This window comes from Pseudocolwellia sp. G5-9, from assembly GCF_055808995.1.
On record NZ_CM147893.1, the window covers coordinates 2171568 to 2192027 of the forward strand.

9 protein-coding genes and 2 pseudogenes are annotated in these 20460 nt (G+C 35.2%); 4 read left to right on the forward strand and 7 right to left on the reverse strand.

What is annotated here, in order from left to right:
- Positions 1-27 precede the first annotated feature (27 nt).
- Genes AC0L5Q_RS09335 through AC0L5Q_RS09350 form a run of 4 tightly spaced genes read right to left on the reverse strand, consistent with a single transcriptional unit; the run spans position 28 to position 4218 of the window.
- A complete protein-coding gene (locus AC0L5Q_RS09335) occupies positions 28-1155 on the reverse strand; it encodes a class I SAM-dependent methyltransferase (RefSeq protein ID WP_473617824.1) in 1128 nt (375 codons plus the stop codon).
- An 8-nt stretch (positions 1156-1163) separates the two neighbouring features.
- The gene (locus tag AC0L5Q_RS09340; protein WP_473617827.1) at positions 1164-1727 is read right to left on the reverse strand and encodes an SIS domain-containing protein; all 564 of its coding nucleotides are present in this window, start codon (positions 1725-1727) and stop codon (positions 1164-1166) included.
- Positions 1724-2668: an NAD-dependent epimerase/dehydratase family protein gene (locus AC0L5Q_RS09345; RefSeq protein WP_473617829.1), complete on the reverse strand. Its 945-nt coding sequence runs from the start codon at positions 2666-2668 to the stop codon at positions 1724-1726. Before AC0L5Q_RS09345 ends, AC0L5Q_RS09340 begins: the two co-directional genes overlap by 4 nt.
- Positions 2669-2682: 14 nt before the next feature.
- On the reverse strand, positions 2683-4218 hold the full coding sequence (locus AC0L5Q_RS09350; RefSeq protein ID WP_473617832.1) for a TIGR04372 family glycosyltransferase: 1536 nt from the start codon (positions 4216-4218) through the stop codon (positions 2683-2685).
- Between the two features lie 251 nt (positions 4219-4469).
- On the opposite strand from AC0L5Q_RS09350, the gene AC0L5Q_RS09355 reads away from it, so the two are divergent.
- The gene (locus AC0L5Q_RS09355) at positions 4470-6968 is read left to right on the forward strand and encodes a 6-hydroxymethylpterin diphosphokinase MptE-like protein (protein ID WP_473617835.1); all 2499 of its coding nucleotides are present in this window, start codon (positions 4470-4472) and stop codon (positions 6966-6968) included.
- A gap of 55 nt (positions 6969-7023) precedes the next feature.
- Here the strand turns inward: AC0L5Q_RS09355 and AC0L5Q_RS09360 are convergent, their stop codons facing one another.
- On the reverse strand, positions 7024-10236 hold the full coding sequence (locus AC0L5Q_RS09360) for an ATP-binding protein (RefSeq protein WP_473617838.1): 3213 nt from the start codon (positions 10234-10236) through the stop codon (positions 7024-7026).
- A 499-nt stretch (positions 10237-10735) separates the two neighbouring features.
- Between AC0L5Q_RS09360 and AC0L5Q_RS09365 the strand changes: the two genes are divergently transcribed.
- The 3 genes and pseudogenes from AC0L5Q_RS09365 to AC0L5Q_RS09375 form a co-directional block, all read left to right on the forward strand.
- Complete coding sequence (locus AC0L5Q_RS09365; RefSeq protein ID WP_473617842.1) at positions 10736-12025, forward strand: ammonium transporter; 1290 nt, start codon at positions 10736-10738, stop codon at positions 12023-12025.
- A gap of 426 nt (positions 12026-12451) precedes the next feature.
- Positions 12452-13330 (forward strand): annotated as a pseudogene (locus tag AC0L5Q_RS09370) (sugar-binding domain-containing protein); the annotation flags it as partial.
- 96 nt (positions 13331-13426) lie between these two features.
- A pseudogene (locus AC0L5Q_RS09375) lies at positions 13427-15517 on the forward strand (glycoside hydrolase family 2 TIM barrel-domain containing protein); the annotation flags it as partial.
- Positions 15518-15928: 411 nt separating this feature from the next.
- Here AC0L5Q_RS09375 and AC0L5Q_RS09380 read toward each other — a convergent pair.
- Together AC0L5Q_RS09380 and AC0L5Q_RS09385 are read right to left on the reverse strand one after the other, a co-directional pair.
- A complete protein-coding gene (locus tag AC0L5Q_RS09380) occupies positions 15929-19177 on the reverse strand; it encodes a choice-of-anchor I family protein (protein WP_473617845.1) in 3249 nt (1082 codons plus the stop codon).
- A 143-nt stretch (positions 19178-19320) separates the two neighbouring features.
- Positions 19321-20358 (reverse strand): TIGR04552 family protein, encoded by a 1038-nt coding sequence (locus AC0L5Q_RS09385; protein WP_473617847.1) that lies wholly within the window; start codon positions 20356-20358, stop codon positions 19321-19323.
- Positions 20359-20460 lie beyond the last annotated feature (102 nt).

A 20460-nucleotide genomic window follows, 5' to 3' on the forward strand; every position in this document is an offset into this window, starting at 1 on the left:
TTAACTCTCTGTTAAATATGTATTTTATTAACGAACAACACTTAAATATTGTTGACCTCGCCCAAACCACTTTCGAAACAAAGATAAGTCACAATCGAAGTCACCATTTTTTAATAAAGGAATAGCGGCTATAAAATTATTGATAGCTAATGATGTTTCTATCATATTTTCACCAATTAATTTGTCTATGCTTTTAAGCACAAGAATAAAATTGTCTAAATCTTTTTCTAAACAAGATGTTCTATATACATTATGTATTTGCATTGCTTTATCGCAGAGTCTTAATAATTCTTGCGATTGAGATTGCTCAAAGGCAATTTTAGGCGTTACTCGATAATCAATTAAATAAGGAGACCACTCTGTATAACTTTGAAGTATGGTATTTTTATTACCTGAATGGCTTTCTTTATACCAACGCCAGTCTTGAATAAATTTTGGCGAACAGCCAAGTACATTAAATTCATCAGGTAATGCAACTAGAGCCTCTTCTAATGAAAAAAGACTGTTTTCAGTCCAAGAATGAATTATATTATCTAAAACCCAATCTTTATGGTGTCGGCTCATTCCCGATAGGCTATTTAGATCTTCCTTAAAAAATAATGTAAGGTAATCGAATAAAGGCTCATCATCGATAAATTTTTGCTTAAATAAAGGTAATAATATTCGTCGACAGATTTCAGCTAGATAACTAACAGAACTAACCGTTGTAAAGACACAAATGCCATTGGGTTTTAAAGCAGATAATACATTGTTAAGAAATTTAGCAGGGTCCTTTTGCCCAGGAATCAAACCTTCACATAACACTAAATCAAATTGTTCGGGAAATGAATATGATGATACATCGGCTTGAATAATTGATGCACTATTACCATATTCACCATTATCTATTCTTTTTTGAATATTGCTGACAGCCGCATTGGCGCCATCAACAAAAGAAATACTTTTAGGAGACCAGGAAGCTAAATGAAGCGCATTATCTCCAGATCCCGGACCTATTTCTAACAAAGTCCTACTTTTAATGACTAATTGTGTAATACCTAGACTCAGAAAAAGAGCATTGCGTTGAGCAAAATGTAATGCAGATCCGGCACCATGTTGGTGAACGGGTATTGAGTTTAATTCATCATAGAAATCAAGAAATGCACGATCTGACATAAAGAGTCCTACCCTAAAAATTCATGTAATAAACGCATTAACATATGACCTACCACTAGTTGTAAATCTTCTGAAATCTGCATATCGTCAATTTCAAAATGGATAGGTAAATCTAGAATTTCTTTCGCTTTTCCGCCCGAAAATCCAAGAACTCCCGCAGTAAACACTCCCTTAGTTTTAGCACTTTCTATAGCTTTTATAATATTAGCTGAGTTACCACTACCTGAGAGTACTAATAATAAGTCACCTACGTTTGCTTTTACATCCAACTGATGTGAAAAAATAGCATTGTAACCCACATCATTTGCCAAACAAGTAATAACTGAGGCATTAGCTGATAATGCCTCTACCTTTAATGAATTTTTATTTTTAGGGCTAACCCCATATAGAAAATCGTTCGCTAAATGTTGGGCATTTCCAGCACTACCACCGTTACCGCAAATATATAAGTTACCGCCGTTGTTAATTAAAGTTAATAATTTATCAGCTAATAGCTCAACGTCTTGCCAGTTGGTATTTGAGAGCAAGGCCGTTAACTTGCTTGCATAGTTTGCACAGGTAAATTTTTTCATAAGACTGTCTTTTGCATCCACTTTAAATTATACCAACGATCTTCGTCTAATAACTTCCCTTGATGATAGGCTTCAATCATTTCTTCAATAGCAATTCTGACATTCTTTTTAGGTTTAAAACCTGTTGCCAATAGCTTATCTGAATTTACTCGGTATGAACGCGGATCATTAGAGGGCGTAACAACAACTTCAGCATCTATTTTCTCTTTAATAATTGCAGCAATCTCACCCACCGTTATGTTTTCGAAACCGGCATTGTATACGCCAGTTACTTGCGGGTTTTCTAATAAAAACAAATACAAATCAGTTATATCGTCGATATGGATATTAGGCCGAGCTTGTTCACCACCAAATACCGTAATACGTCCATTTTTAAGTGCTTGCATGGTTAACATATTAACCGCGACATCAAGTCTTTGGCGGGGTGATAAACCACAAACAGTTGCTGGCCTAACTATTTGTACAACCATATCGTCTGAATAACTTAACAATACACGTTCAGATACCATTTTAGTTTTGTTGTACTCAGATATTGGTTCTAATGAAAGTTCTTCCGTGACATTCTCTTCATCTTTTATGCCATATACACTGCCTGACGATGCATAAATAAAATGCTTAATGCCTTCTCGTTTAGCTCTGTCAGCTAATTGCATTGTAGCTAAAGCACTTGTTTCCCATGTTAATTTAGGATCTAAATCACCACAGGGGTCATTAGCAATTGAAGCTAAATGAATAATAATATCAACTCCATCAAGCGGAATGGATGGCGTATCAATCACGCTACCTTTTACAACAGTTAAATTGGTATGTTCAGGTAAGAAGTTACCAAACCACTGGGTATCAAAAGCAATAACTTTATGCCCTGCACTTAGTAATTTAGGAACTAAAATACTCCCCTTATAACCCGTTGCACCAGTTACTAATATTTTTTTTATATTCATAATTAACTAATTTATTAAAATAATTCAGGATATTGTGACAAAAAGCTGTCACAGACTAAAGAAGAAGAGTCTTTAAAAACAAAATCTGTAGGTAAACGTTCTATATATTTCTTTTGTAGAGGAGTTACTTCATTCAAAAACTCTCCATCAACTATTTGCTTTTCAAATTCATTAACGGCGGATAAAATTTCCTCAGGTGTATTCTCAACATATTGATAGCCATACTTACTTAATTTTTTTCCGTTAAAACACAATAAAATTGTTTCATTACTGTCCTCACTCAATACCTTACCTTTACAGACATCAATTAAATTCACTTCTTCGTTATTATGAAATAAATGCTTGGGTATAAACCTAGTATTTCTTGAATATTGAGGATTAAATGGAGTGGAATTTATTAATAAAATAGGTACGTCGAACAAGGCTGCCACACTAAATGGACCGGAAAGAGCGCCAATATAAAAGTAACATTGACTTATTAAAAGTAATTCAAAAAAGTCACCATATTCTTCATCTCTATCTAAACATAAATCTAAATAGTTTTCTGAGAGTATATTTAACTGCTGGTTTGACCCATTGCCAATTCGAACAACTTTATAGCCCTTATCAATCAACACTTCTACTGCTTTTTGATAATTAGCAATATTCGCGTCTCTATAGTCATGATAAGAAAAGTCAGCGTTTCTTGATATCTTACCTAAATAGTCGCTGTCTCTAACATGTAAACAGACTATTTTATCTGATTTTGATAATCCATAATGACCTAGGAGCTCCCATCCTTGAGCTATATCAGCTGGAGCAAGTTGTAATACAGAAGAATAATTATTATATATACGTATTAATTCTTGATTACCTTTAGTAACAATATTTTCATTTGTATTTCCTCTCATTACAGAATGTATATCATAAGGAAACTGAATAAAAAAAACCTCATCTAATAATTGAGCTCGAGTTGAATAAAAATCAAACCAAACTTTACTTTCAATAATATGAACATTATTTTTCAATAAATTATATAAGGCTGTGTTTGCAGGTGTTATTCCATTAGATATAAATACATAAAGACAATCATCTTCATGTACTTCATTTTTTTGACGACGCAACCATGGTTCTATTTCAACAGCTAAATGACCAATTCTATTTAGAGTTAATATGTTAATTTTTAATTTAATATACTTAGGATTGATATCTGCTAGTGTTTTATTAAATAGGTACTGACATTCTTCATCTTTAGGATCAATACTTAGTGCATAAGCTAATGCTATCAAAGCATCGGCCACCATATTTTTAGACATATAGGCTTTATATAATAATAAATACCCCGTAACGTCAGAGCTACGCATATTTACATAATGATGTAATAAATTAAAATCTAAGATTTCTTCTTGCTGTGCGTCTAAAACTTGTAGTTTCCATAATAGGTATTCTGAATTATTGGGATCTTTTTTGAGTAAAGTGTTGATTACAGGTAATAATGTATCGTATTTACCCATTTCTTGATGAATCCTAACATGTTCCACTAACTGCTGAATACTTGGGCTCTTTTGCATTTTTATACCTTTAGTATGATTTTAGTAACATTCTAATAATAATCAGATAAACTCTATCTAACGATTAAAATTTTGACGCTTTTCTATAGTAAAGTATTCAAGCTAATATTATGCCAATAGTCATTAAATCTTAGACTATTGGCATAATATTAGCTTTATACTAGTTTAATAGACACAGTAATATAATTTTGACAAACAAAACATAAGTAGACCAACTTACCCACATCATTTACAAAATATAGGCTTTAAAAATGACATCAAGCGAAGACGTGCTATCTGAACAATTTCAAATAAGTCGCTACAATGAAAAGTATTTACACTCCGTAAATAGAAAATTATTTGAAAGAGAAAGTTCATCTTCTATGTTTGAAAGACAATTTGGTGAAAAACTTCAAAAAGAAGAAAAGCTATACATTATATTGGGAACCGACTCAGGTTTATTACCCACTTATTTGCTACAAAATAAAACACCTAAAAATACACGGTATTTATTTATAGAACTCCCTTATATCATTGACAAAATAAAAGAAAACATTCCAACTAATTACGATAAAGATACTTTTCAATTTACCACGTTAGATCAATGGCAAAAAACAGCAGAAGCATTTGAGATCAATGTTTATATTTATAAAGATAGTATCGAATATATAAAATCTTTTTCGGCTATTGATTCATTTTTAATAGATTATCACTCAACCAATTTAAAAATGATTAAAGAGTTAGAAACAATATTCTTTTTCACTCGAGCATTGGTGGGAGTTTTCCCATTCATGACACGACAATTAGTGAATATTACTGAGAATAAAAATTCATTAACCTTATTAAACAATTTATTTAAAGGTAAAACCTGTGTAATTCTTGGTGGTGGGCCTTCTCTTGATGACGACATAGAATGGATAAAAGAGAACCAAGAAAATTTAGTCATTATCGCAGTATCACGTGTTTCTAAAACATTATTAAAAAATAATATAACCCCACATATGGTGGTATGTGTTGACCCTTACGATGTCAGCTTTGATGTGAGTAAAGAGCTTTTATTAATGTCAAAAGAAGTACTTTTTATTAATGCTAACTGTGTAACATCACCGTTGTTATCACAATGGTCTGGCCGTAATGTTTGTATTGGCGCAAGGTTTCCTTGGAAAGAAGAGTCAGATGAAAACTGCAGCATAGTAGGTGGCCCCACAGTAACTAATACCGCTCTAAAAGCCGCAATAGAGATGGGCTTCGCTAATATTTTATTAACGGGTGTAGACTTATGTTATGCGTCATCAGGTGTTACTCATGCAAAAGACAGTAATGAAGCTAAAGTTGGTCCTACACTTGGGCAACCCGGTATATGGGTACCAACATATGCAGGTGATAAAGCAGAAACACAAATAGCATTCGACAATGCGATATCAGCCCTTTCTAAGCAGGCAAAATCAGCCTTAGACATGGGGGTAACCATATATAACCTTTCAGCGAATGCCGCTGTTGCAGAATATATTGATCATATTCCTACATCAGCACTTTCATTTGAGAATGAAGCAAATAACGCATGGGAAATCATCAATAATGCTCTTCCTCCTATGAGTAAAGATGCCATTCAAGAAGATAATAATTTTGTATTAACGAAAGTTAGTAAAATATTAAAAGATATAAAACAGATCAAAATTCTCGCAAAAGAAGCACTTGAATGTAATGAAAAAATATTTTCGATAAAAGGTAAAGAAAGTGAGAATTTTAAATACAAATTGCGAATGGATAAAATAGAAATAGAGCTTGATAAAAAATATAAAAAATCATCGGCTTTTGTTAAAAATTTTGGCCTAGATAAATTTATTAAGTCAGTACAAACATCTCATGAGGATTGGTCTGATGATCAAGTAAAAAATACTGGCCAAATATATTATCAAGCGTATGTAGACTCAAGCACAACACTTATTAAACATTTAGAAGAGACTGTAAATCGAATAAAAAGTAGAAAAGAAGAAGAAAAAGCATCACCTGATATTACTAAACTCTTTGAACAATGGGAAAAAGATAAGCACTTTGGGCGAGTAAAAGTATGGCAAATAAAACACCCTGAACATACCAATATACTAGAAAATAACTTCCCTGAAGAATTAGAACGTTTTAATACAAAGTTTCAAGATATTCTAAGTGATGAAGAATCGCAGCATATGAAAAAAATGAAGCTACAGTCATCTTTAGATGGTGTAAAACGTAAAATTATTATTTTATTTAATCAAAAAAATATTGATGCCTTAAATGTGTTGACTCACAGTTTGAAGCTATACGATAAAAATAATCATCAAGCACAAGAGCTTTACATAAATGCAGAGGCTTACTTAGCGATTTTACGACAAGATCATCAGTCTGCTTTAAGTTATTTTGATCAGCTAGATTCAGACACATTTTCAGAGGATGAATTACAGCAAATAGCTTTTTTAGGTATAAATTTATCTTTATATGAAAAAACATCTTGGGCATTAGAAAAGCTATCTAGCATCTCACCTAAATTTACCCCTCAATATGGAAAAGTATTATATTTACTAGGTGAATACGATAAATCAATTAATGTGTATAGCCAATATTTAGAAGACTTCCCTGAAGATTTAATAACATGGTTAGCACTTGGTAAAGTATATATAAAAATTAATGCTATCGAATCAGCACAATTAGCCTTCAAACATGTTTTAGCTAAAGAGCCAAACAATATTAATGCCCGTGAATTATTACAAAGCATAACGGATCTAACACAGTAAAATCAGAATAGAGGTTACCTTGTGGAAGCCTCTTATTTTTCTATCTAGGTATAAATCAATTCTCGTTAGTCAACTTAAGAATAGTATTTAGTAACGTATCGTACTCAACGGGTTTAGCCATATGTAAGTTCATGCCTGCGGCAAGAGAGCTTTCTCTATCTTCTTTTCGGGCGTGAGCTGTCATGGCTATAATAGGTAAATCAATAAACTGCTTTTGTTGCCTAATGAGTTTTGTTGCGGTTAAACCATCCATTACAGGCATTTGTATATCCATCAGAACAATATGAATAACGTTTTTCTCAAGTAAATCGAGAGCCACTTGACCATTTTCAGCAATTATAACTTCTGCTTTCATACTAATTAAAAGCTCTTTTGCAACGAGTTGGTTAACTAAGTTATCTTCAACCAATAAAACAACAAGGCCTTTTAAGTTTTCACTTTTTTGTAAAATAGTTGAAGGTTCTGTTTTATTTAAACGTGATATAGATTGCCCAATAGCACTCAACATATACCGATACAGAGGCTGTTCTTGTAAAATATATGGCACAGTAAGTTGCTCTAAAATAGGTTCGTGTACACTTATGTTGTACCCTTTAGTTTGGCAAATACAAAGTAACTGAATATATTGTTGAGACTCACTTTTAAGAAGGTCGAGTAAATTAACTTCAGCTGCTAATAGCACAACGTTATCATTTTTAGCCAACGTTTTAATTTCGTCTAACTTTGATATTTCGAGGTATTTCCAGCCAACTGTTTCAATGGCTTCAAGTAATGTATCAGGTAAATTAATTCCTAAATTACACAGTGTTAACGGCTTAGTTATTGAATCATCGATCTTGTTGTTATTTAACTCAAAAGGTAATTCTATTGTAAACTCACACCCTTGGTTTAACTCACTTTCAAATGAAATATTACCATCAAGTAATTGTACAATTTGCTGACAAATAGATAAGCCTAAACCTGAGCCGCCATACTGTCTAGTCATCGAATCATCGGCTTGCTTAAATGCTTCAAACAAATGAGATTGTTTATCAAGTGCAATGCCAATACCTGTATCTTTTATTTTAAAACAGATAATCGCATTTTTTGAACTTTGATTAAGCACCTCTACCGATATACTGATTTTTCCTTCTTGAGTAAATTTAACCGAATTTTGTAATAGATTGGTTAATACCTGCACTAAACGCATTTCATCGGTATTAACAAATTGAGGAACATTAGGATGAACATCAACAAAAATATGTAATTGTTTTTTATTGATCTGCCCTAGGTTGAGCATTATCGCTTTGTTAATAATAGCATCTAGACTTGCTCTTTCTTTCACTAATGTCATTTCACCTGACTCTATTTTTGCAAGATCAAGTAGCTGGTCAACTAAATATAAAAGTGATTTAGATGCACCATAAGCGTTATCAATATGCTGACGTTGATTATTGGTTAAAATAGAACGACCTAATAAGGTGATCATTCCTTGTATAGCGTTAATAGGCGTACGAATTTCATGACTCATATTGGCTAAGAATTGGCTTTTCGCTTTGTTAGCAAACTCAGCTTGGTTTTTGGTATTTTCTAACGCAGCTTGAATAGCGTATTGCGTGGTTACGTCACGAATAACATCAATAGTGCCAACTTCTATCCCTGTATCGCTATGAATATTCGTACAGTAAATATCATAAGTACTATTTTTAGTGTGAACAACACGTTGTAGGCCTTCTTTTACATTTTTAGACGTACTTAATTTGGTTAGCTCGGCACCTAATTCATTACGAATAATTTCATTCGCCTTAAAGCCTAAAACTTCGTCACGACTTTTTTCTATAAAATCACCAAACGTATCGTTAAAACCTACAATATTACCGTCTATATCATTAAAAATAATATATTCAGGTATAGCATTCATTACCGATTTTAATAAAGCGTAATCACGTTTATGCTGAACAACCTTCTCTTGTAATTCTTGAGTTTTTTCATTAACTCGCGTATCTAATAACAAGTTTTGATCCGTTAAGCGCTGTAATAAGCTTCTGTTTTGCCCGAAAATATTTTCTACTACTTGAAACCAGCGTAACCAATCAGCTGTTGGTTTAATTTTACCCGGATCACCTTGTGCACAATATTCAATATGACTAATAAAACGTTTAGTTGGTTTAACAAATGTGCGATGTGTTATCCAATAAATCAAGGCAAAAAATATAACTAAACCCGCAAATAAAATAATGAAAACGACACAGTAATGCTTTAAAAGAGGTTCACGAAAATCTTGATAAGACTGATATTTAATGACAGTCCAACCATTAATAGGCAACGTTTGTTTTTGTACAAGCCAATCGCCTATTTCTTGGTAAACCGTGAAAGAATTAACATCATTCTGAGTTAATGACGACAAACTTGCAGGAACAACACTTTTCCATTTTTCTATATTGTTAACCGCCAGACCGCCTAGCTTATGATGAATTAACACATTATTATTACGATCAAGTACTACAACCCCCTCCTTTTCTTTTGTTATAGGCGAAAATTGCTTTTGTAAACGAGCTAAGCTTATATCAACGTATAAGATCCCCGCCATATCAACTTTGTTAAAAATACCTATACCTAATGACGCATTTAGGCCCGAACCAGCAGAACCAACATAAGGCGCAGACCAAACAATTTCTTGTTTATCTAAACCGTTTTTTAATATTTTTTGCGTGTGCTCCCCCGCTAATAAAACATCACTATACTGCCAACTATTACGATTAATTGAGGGGTAAATACTTACAAATCGCTTTTTAGATACGTAATAAAACCATACGGCTTCTTCGTTAGCTTGTTTAGTGGCGACAAAAGCGGGTGTTAACATGTTTGACATGGCTAACTCAGCTTTATGGGCTTTATCTAAAGAACTAATATCACCAATACCGGTAATATTATTTCTTACATAGTCTTTGTGGTCTATCACATCATAGTGTCGATGTTTAATGTAATAATGTTCGCCGTCTTGAGTCAGCTTTGGCGTTTTGGTAACAAGATCATCAGGATATTTTAAGAAATAATTAGCAAATTTTTGAATACTCAACAAAGCTTCAGTATTAGCAACCAATGCATTATCAAGCTGTTTAACTTGCTGAGTTAAATCTTTAATTTCAATTTTTTTATGCTCAGATAAGTCTGAAAAATATCGATAGGTAATAAAGGAAAAAATAGATAAGGTAATAAGTGAAAAAACAACAATTATAGTTATATTGTATTGACTAAAAACTTTATTCCCCCCCCTCACTTGAAACACTAATTAAGCCCACCTGAACATTATGAAAATTATAGTTTATATCAAGCAATATTATATACCCATACCACTTCAAGAAGCGAGTTTCAGGTCGTTTGAGAAAGTCACAATAAACGAACAATTTTTATGGTTGTACTATTAAAAATAAATGTAACTATGTATATGTTTTACTTATCACGATAACAGCATGATTTAATAGAGATAATATCTAAAACATTAATTTGTTAACTATCGAATAATCAATAAAAAGCACCTACACACATAATGACACAAGCCTAGCAAATTGCACCAACAAAACAATATAGCGCACCAAAATAAAGCATAATAAACAACAACAAGCACACCTGTGGTGCACACAGAAGCACATAACAGGGAATAAAAAACATAACAATTTGTTTTAAAACAACAAATAAAAATGGCCTATTTTGTGCAGACACCCCACTCGACTTAAATAAAAAATTCAAAATTTCTAATAATGATAAAGTTGTAGGAACAAAACACTATGCGTCAATTACTTACTTTAATTTTTCTATGTTTACCTTCATTAGCATTTGCGAGTGAAGGTGAATTAAATGGAGCAAATACAGCGTGGATTTTAACATCTACGGCACTTGTTTTATTAATGACCTTACCTGGTCTTGCCTTATTTTACGGTGGTTTGGTTCGTAAAAAGAATGTTTTATCTATTTTAATGCAATGTTTTGCCATAGGTTCATTATCTTCAATTTTATGGCTTTTAGTGGGTTACAGTCTTGCCTTTAGTGAAGGTAATGGCTTTATTGGCGATTTTAGTAAAGTGTTTATGATGGGCATAACAAAAGAAAGCTTATCAGGTGATATTCCTGAAAGCTTATTCATGTTATTTCAAATGACATTTGCCGTTATAACACCAGCCCTTATTATTGGTGGCTTTGCTGAACGCATGAAGTTTTCTGCTGTATTAATTTTTAGTGGTTTATGGTTATTAGCTGTTTATGCACCCGTTACTCATTGGGTATGGGGCGGCGGCTGGTTAAGTAAAATGGGCGTATTCGATTTTGCTGGTGGTATTGTTGTTCATATTACTGCGGGTACAGCAGCATTAGTTGCGGCACTTGTTTTAGGCCCTCGCAGAGGTTTTGGTACCACGCCATTATTACCACATAACTTAACCATGACAGTAACAGGCGCAGGTATGTTATGGGTTGGTTGGTTTGGTTTTAACGGTGGTAGTGCTTTAGCGGCTAACGGTGACGCTTCAATGGCTATGTTAGTTACTCATATTTCTGCAGCCGCAGGTACATTGACTTGGGCATTTATTGAATGGAAAAAGTTTGGTAAAGCAAGTGTTATCGGTGCTGTTACAGGTATGGTAGCAGGTTTAGGTACCATTACTCCTGCATCAGGTTTTGTTGGGCCTGGCGGGGCATTAATTATCGGTATTTCCGCGGGTTTTGTTTGTTACTATTCTACTGTATATATTAAACAAAAATTAAAAATTGATGACTCGTTAGATGTTTTTCCTGTGCATGGTGTTGGCGGCATTTTAGGGACATTTTTAGCCGGTGTTTTATCAGCAACAAGCTTAGGCGTATTTAGTGGTTTTGGGTTTGCTGAAGGTATAACAACCATGAGCGAGCAAGTTTTTGTTCAGTTAACCGGTATTGTTTCAACCCTTGCTTATACTGCTATCGTTACATACGTTTTACTTAAAATTGTTGGTTTAATGACAGGCGGTTTACGTATTGATGAAGAAGGCGAAGAAAGCGGTTTAGACTTAGTAGATCATGACGAGTCTGGTTATAACCTATAAATTTTAATATTTATCGTACACCCTAAAATAACAAGATGGAAAACGCCATCACTTGCGGCTTTGAATTTTATAATAATTAAATTCAAAGCCGTTTTTATTTCATTTATTTATAAAAAAGAACTATCATATTTAAATTTTAATAATTTGAATATAATAGGTGCTTACATGAAGTTTCAAGGTCGGCTGTTAACTGGCAGTATGCTATTAATTGCGCTTACTACCGCAGGTTGTGTTACGGCAGTAAAAAATCAACAAACAACGGCAGCTGTCCCCTCTGCTACTAGTGCTTACCATAGTAATGTTGGCGTGGTAAAAGATTGGGAAAACCCTGCGATTGTGTCAATTAATCGCCTACCTACCCGTGCCAACCCTTATTCTTATACTAATACCGCCGACGCGTTAACAATAAACCGTGACAAGGCTTTGATGTTAAGCCTAAATGGTCAGTGGAAATATCGTTATCAACCAGACGATGAAATGATTGATCATAACTTTATTGCCGCCGATTTTAACGCTGCAAGCTGGTCAACTATTCCAGTGCCATCAAGCATTGAACTTTTTGGTTTGGGTATTCCTTATTACACGAATACTCAATTACCTTTTTATTCTAGTCATGACACGCCGTTACCTGATACTTCACCGTTAATTACCAACGCAAATCCAGTAACTGCTTATATTCGTGAGTTTGAATTGCCTGAGAACTTTACCGGCAACGATATTATTTTACATTTTGGTGGTGTTTCTTCGGCTTTTTATGTGTGGATAAATGGCACTAAAGTAGGTTATAGCCAAGGCAGCCGTTTACCGGCAGAGTTTGATATAACGCCATTTTTGAAAGCAGGTAAAAACAAATTGGCTTTACAAGTCATGCGTTGGAGCGACGGCAGTTATCTTGAAGGCCAAGATATGTGGAAACTCAGTGGGATTCATCGCGAAGTTTTATTATTGGCGAGACCCAAAGTAGCTATTCGTGATTATTTTGCCAAACCTAAATTAGCCGCCGATTATCAAAGTGCAAGCTTACAAATTAGACCGTTTTTAACTATGTCTAATAACTCAGCTTTAAAAGGTTGGAGTTTAGAAGCGCAGTTGTTCGATCAAAATAATCAACAAGTAACAGCCCAAACCATTGCCGCTGATCAAGTAATGGAAGGTTACCCGCAACGTGAAGTTATTCAATTTGATTTACTTAACCTAAAAGTAAAACAACCTAAGTTGTGGTCAGCAGAAGCGCCCAATTTATATAAATTAGTACTGCAATTAAAAGACGATAAAGGCCAAGTGATTGAAGCTAAAAGTAACCAAGTGGGTTTTCGTGATGTACGTATAGACAAAGCTTCTGGCAAGTTATTAGTAAATGGTCAAAGCATAAAAATTATGGGCGTAAACCGCCATGACCATAACGCACTTCGTGGTAAAGCATTAAAACGTGAAGATATTTTGCACGACGTATTGTTAATGAAACAATTTAATATTAACGCTATTCGTACTTCACATTACCCTAATGATCCTTATTTGTTAGAACTAGCCGACCAATACGGCTTATACATAATGGATGAAGCGAATGTTGAAAGTCACTTTTTTGGTGGCCAAATGTCTAACCAGCCACAATGGTTAGCAGCTATTATGGACCGTGTTGTACGTATGGTTGAACGTGATAAAAACCATGCTTCTATTATTTCATGGTCGTTGGGTAATGAATCAGGTATGGGGCCAGCGCATGCTGCTGCCGCAGGTTGGATCCACGATTATGACAGCAGTCGTTTTGTTCATTATGAAGGTGCACAAGGTCAGCCTGAACACCCAGATTTTATTCAACCGCCACGTGGCTGGTATTGGGTGCCAGAAAAACTTGATAATCTTGGTCGTTTAACACCTATGGCTAACCCAACAGATCCAACGTATGTTGATGTGATCAGTCGTATGTACCCAAGTGTTGAGCATTTACGAGGTTTAGCCGACAGCCCTTATATTAAACGTCCTATTTTAATGTGTGAATACGACCATGCTATGGGTAACTCGTTAGGTAATATGGACGAGTTTTGGGATTTAATTTGGGCTCGTGATAACTTAATTGGTGGTTACATTTGGGATTGGATGGATCAAGGTTTAGAACATAAAACCGCTGACGGCGTTAAGTTTTTAGCTTACGGTGGCGACTTTGGTGACACCCCTAATTCAAAAGCGTTTAACCAAAATGGTATTATTGATTCATACGGTAATGCGACGCCAGAATTATGGCAAGCCAAGTATATTTTCCAACCAGTAAAAATTAGCGCGGTAAATATTGCGGCAGGTAAAATTAAAATCACCAGTCGTTTATTCCATACCAATGTTAATCAATACCAGCTTAAGTACGAATTGTTAGAAGACGGCAAGGTTATTCATGCTGGCGAATTAGCAACACCGTCAATTGCTCCTCGCGCGAGTAAAACCTTAATGCTACCGTTAATTAAACGTGGTTATTTACCGCATAAGCAATATTGGCTAAATGTTACCTTACATAGCAAAACAGACAAGCCTTGGGCCAAAGCAGGTTTTGAAGTGGCCAAAGAACAGTTTTTGTTAAAAGACAAACAAATTCCAGTAACGGCGAAAGCGTTTAATTATTTACCGCAGCAAGCGTTAAACCTTGATAACAATGCCGCGCAAATTAACATTAGCAATAGCCATGTTAAATGGATAATTAATAAAAATACTGGTTTGTTAGAACAGTTTACTTACCAAAATAATCCTATTTTGACGACGCCTTTAGCACTGAACTTTTGGCGTCCACAAACCGATAACGACAAAGGCGGTTGGAGAACAGCAACGAATGGCATGCAAATATGGCGCGACTTACCGGCTAATTTTACAGTAAAAGCGGTAAACGTTGTGAGTAACAGCGCGGAAAAAATCGTATTAGAAAGCCAATTGGCGTTCCAAGATAAAGTACAAGTAGTACAAACGTTAGCGTTTTATGCCAATGCCACGGTAAAAGTATCGTTTAACATTATTGCCGACTCAACTATGCCTGAAATGTTACGCATTGGTAGCCAAGTTGGTATTAACAAAGATTACCAGCAAGTTAACTATCTTGGTCGCGGGCCATTTGAAAACTATCGTGACCGTAATTCAGGTGCAAAAGTAGGCCACTACCAAGCAACGGTTGACTCATTACATACTAGCTACATGGTGCCACAAGAAAATGGCAACCATACCGATGTTAGCTGGTGGCAATTAACCAATAAGCAAGGTAATGGCGTAAAAGTGATTGGCGAGCAGGCATTAAGCATGTCGGTATGGGCGTGGGATCAGCAGCAACTTGATCAAGCGTTACATACTTATGATTTACCTGCTTCTACCCAGAACACCCTAAATATTGATTTAATACAAGCAGGTGTTGGTGGCACCGATTCATGGTCAAGCTTAGCAGCGCCACTTGATGCTTATCGTGTAAAAGCGGGTAACTACCAATATGGTTATTGGTTAGTACCCGTTACAGCTAAATAAAAAATTCGTTTAGTTGTAATACCAAACGCATTAATGAATTGACCTATTTTATACGAAGAATAAATGGTCAATTTATGATTCAAATCGGTATAAATTATCTCTATTAAAAAAGGCATAGCGTTTTAGCGCTATGCCTTTTTATTTAGCCTTGCTGTACAAAATTTACATAGTTTTTAGACTATTTAACATCAACTCGGGTTAATGAATGTTAGATAATGAATTAAAATTATTATTTATCAAAACCTTAACCTGTACCGTTGTTTTCCTAAGTTATATTAGTCTCTCAACATTGATATTTTTGTGTATAACAAGGCGAATTTTTCTATCTAATAGCTAGCTATTAGTAATAAATTCAACGAAGTTAGGCATAAAAATAGCTTGTTGAGTAACTTTGCTTATCCCGAGCTGAGGTTATTTAATTTCGTATACGTTAGTACTACCGCTTACTTCATTACCTACGATCAATAATGCTTCACCTGTTGGGCTTTTATCTGCAGGAACAAACTTCATTCCTTCAGGGCCTACGTCGCCAGCTTCCGTTGATTCAGTTGGATCTTTAGTAAAGTCACGGTTAATAACGTATTCGATAAACTGCACACCATTAGGGTTGGTAATGTCGTACATCATAATACCGCCAACACGTTCTAAGCCTACAAATGCGTAAGTTCTACCGTTTACTTCACCTACAGTAAGCGCTTCAGGTTCAGCACCTTTAGCTGAAGAGCGATCATTCTTTTTATCGTCTGCTTCTTTGTCGTTTGAAGCATTAAAGAACTCACCTACTCTACCTGCTGTAATTTTGGCAATGTCTGAGCCTGAATCAAATACTAACTCGCCTGACTCTGTCCAAATACTGAATGAGCGTGCGCCGTAACTTTGTAGTTTTGTTACTGTACCCGTTACTTTGTTTAGTGCGTTTACGGTAGTTATTTTTAAACGACCTAGCGCTTCGTCTGTAATTTTTTCTGTTATTTCAGCACTAAAGTTATCGGCTATTTCAGCAACATTGGTTGGAATTGGTGCAACAAAATCACCGTAAGAACCATTAACAGTTAAGTCTTCAACTCTAAATTCTTCAAGATACGAAAAACACGTTTCGTTTTCTAGGTTAAGTAAACCTTTTGTTGCACACATAGTGGGTGTATCACCATCAAAACAAGCTTCTTGAGTAGCGTCCCAATTTAGCCCTTCAGCTTCGCAACTAACTTGTGTTTCAAAGTCATTGTTAAGCTCGCCAGATATATATTCGCGTGCATCACCTTCGTTAGCGGTAACAATATAGTTAACACCATTTACCGCGTAACTTGCGATAGTGTCGGGTTGATATGTACCAACAACATTGTCCCAAGTAGTGATGTTAATACGGCCTTTACCGTTGTGGTGTTTAGTGCCTGAAACTTCAGCGTCTTTATCTTTGTCTGATACATCTAAAGCATTTTCTGCTTGGCTATAATCTTTATTACCCAAAGCAATAATACGGCTAATTTTACTTGTAGTTAAATCAACTAAAGCTATTGCGTTGTTTTCTTGCAAAGAAACATAAGCCATCGAGCTATCGTCTGCAAAAGCTACGTATTCAGGTTCTAAGTCTTGAGCAACTGTTGATGGTGTTCCACCAAAAGCGCCACCAAAAATACGTACACTCTCAGGTAATTCATTGGCTCTGCTACCACCAGCATTAAAGTCAGTAAAACTTAAAATAGTGGCTGATGCTGCAGGAGATTGGTCAGTAATATTAATAAGTGCGATTGAACCTTCAGGATCTGACAAGTAATCGCCGCTTGGCTCACCTTCACACGCGACCACAAGCTTAGTGCCGTCTGGTGAAAATTGAACGTTATCAGGTAACGCACCTACGGCAACTTGGCTTAAGTAAGTTGCCGCGCCTGTTGTTGCATCTAACTGATAAAAAGCAACCATGCCGTTGGCTTGTTTATTGTCATGCTCTACCGCAACCGCTAATAAGTTACCGTGAACAGCAACACTATTTATACCACCAGATTCTGTAATATTCGCACTTACATCAATTGATGCGTCTTTTGTTAAGTTAGTCGCTGTTAAAGGTGCAACTAACGTTTCAGAGCTTGAAATACCTGATAATATATCGACTTGGCTCGATTTAGCGTTAATCACATAAACACGTTTACTTTCTGAATGAAAAGCAACAATTTCAGCGGCACTTTCACCCAAAATGTTAGATTGATAACGTGCAATCATATTCATTGCCGGCTTTTTGATTGACGTAGCCGCCGACATAAATTTGTCTGCAATATTTAACACTAATGCTTGTGTTGCATCACCAAAAATACCGAAGTCGTTGTCGTTAATCAGCAATACATGTTCATTGTCTAATACTGCGATACCTTCAATTTTTGTTGGTGCTGTCATACCTGCAGGCATGTCGGTTAAGGTATTAAAAACTAATTCTTTACTGACCGCTTTCGCGTTATGAGAAGCTAAGTCGTACACTTGTTCTAAGGTTTTTTCTTCTTCAGATTCGTTATTTGCCACTGTACCTGTAGCAATAGCTTCACCTAAAATATTATCGCCTGTAGTTAAGTTAACACGATAGAATTTAGTAACACCGCTAATACGCTCAAGTATCACTAACTCATCGTTACCTACCGCCACCATTTCTGAAATTTTAACGTCGCTTTGCTTTTTACCTTGATCACCTGTGTTATTAAGGCCAGCATAAGAAGAAGCTCGATCCATGTTATAAACATATTCGCCTTCAACCGAGGTAATATTCCCGTCGGTAAGTGCTAGCTTAAATAAACGCACATGGCTTGATGTTTTATAAGCGTTAGCATCTGGAAAGGCTAACGGGCTTTGCATAATAAAATATAATGATTTTTCGTCTTCAGATAACGCGATAGACTCAATGCCACGGTTAAGTTTACGATGTTTTAATGCATCAGGTAATAAACCTTCAACAGGATAACCCGCATTATCTAAATCAGTTGCTACGGTTTCAGGCACAACACGTTTTAAAATAGTACCATCTACATCAACATGAACTAATGAGGGTCCGTATTCGTCAGTTAACCAAAAAGTACCGTCTTTTAGGCGCACTATCGCTTCAGTATCTAAACCTGCGTTATCGTAATCGATTAATTCACCATCAGTACCAATCGATGTTTCAGAATCAGTTACCGTTAAATTATTAGTAATACCTGAAATATTTTCGCCAAGGGTATTTTTAAGAGGTAGCTCTTCTAAAACTTCATAACCATAAGCGCCACTTTCTGCTTTAGTTAATTTTATTTTGTAGATCGTTGGAGTGAAATCAGGTTGCGGGAATACTTTATCGCCACCAGGCATACAAAAATCTTCAATGCCAAACACGGCGTTAGTATCTGAACATTTAATATTCGGACCACGGTCAGTAATGGTATAAAAAACATTGCTGTCGTCACCAGCTCGGTGATAAGCACCTGAACCAAAACCTACATCTAATGCTAACGGTGCAGATGAAACGCCACCTTTGGTAAACACTACATCGCCTAGCGATTTAGTTAATGTTAGAGAGCCTTCGGTTAGGGTAACTTTTTCTGCGGGTGGTGTAGCCGGTGTTTCAATTACGGGGCTATCGTTACTATCATTACATGCGGTTAATAAAGCACTGCAAACGGCAATGCTAACAAGTTTTTTATACATTTTGTTAAGATCCTCAATTTAATTACTTAAAGGATCTCATTGTTTTATGACCATTATGTGACTAACAGATTAAGCTATTTTTACACAAACTTTATTGTTAATTATTAAAAACTTAAACAAATAAAGCCGATATAATTCAAAAATTATTTATGCGCTAAAAAAGGAAATACCCTCTCTCTAATCGCTTGTTTTTGACGTTTTTTATACTCGTCGTGAGACGCTAAACCTTCTCTGGTATCTAAAAAGCTTTTACGATCCATTAATTGTATTTCAAAAGGGAAAAAGAAAGACATATTAAAACCATTTTCTTGCCTTATTTTAATACGATGGCGGCAGGTTATTTGAACAGATTGGTAACTTACTCCACTGAAGGGATTTTTTTCTGTCTGTGTAGTTGAAATGCTTTTTGGGGCTAAGTGTATGGATTCCATTTCATGGCGTATTTCGTCGGTTGACATACCTCGTTTCAAACACTTATCTATCCATTCTAAATCAAGTAAATTATTACGCGAGCGAGACGGTTTAAGGTTCGCATAAGTAATAACATGATTAACTCTTAAATAGGCTAACACATCTAAAACATCGGCACGGTGCTCAGTTATAAAGCGTATACCTATCCAATCAAAAATATCAGCTGAAACATTTTCAGCTTTATGTAATAGCTTTAAAGCAACTGAACGGCGAGATTTCGCTTCTCGAAACTCTATATCATCAAGTTTAATATTTCCTAAAAAACAACCTTTGTCATTACGAATAATATGTTGAGAAAAACGATTGAAAATTTGTTCTCTTATAGGATTATGATAAATGTCGTTGAGATAAGAATGACTATGCGACAAGGTATGAATAACACGTAATATGGCAGCACTCCAAGGTGCTAATGCACGTTCTCCATGGCCTGATGCACTAATTAAGTATTTTCTAATATCTTGTTCTTTTAACAGTACTTCAGGTATTACTTCATTGTCTAATAAAAGTTCTTCTTGAATAAGTTCAATCGCTTCCTTACGTAAACTCTCTAATTCAAGAACATCCATCGCATCTTCAAGATCAAAGCCATAACTTTCTAAAAAGTTTTGGGCTTCTTGTTCACCATGAATATGCATGCGTTTTTGATCGATAAAAGATGAGCCATTTAATGCCGCCCTAACAGAAGTACTACGCCAAGGATTTATGTTCATTATTTGATATCCATACGCTTATCAGGTAAATATTTTATCTGATAAGCGTAGCTCAATCTTTTGTTTTTAGCGATACAAAAAAAAGGTAATTATCATTGAATA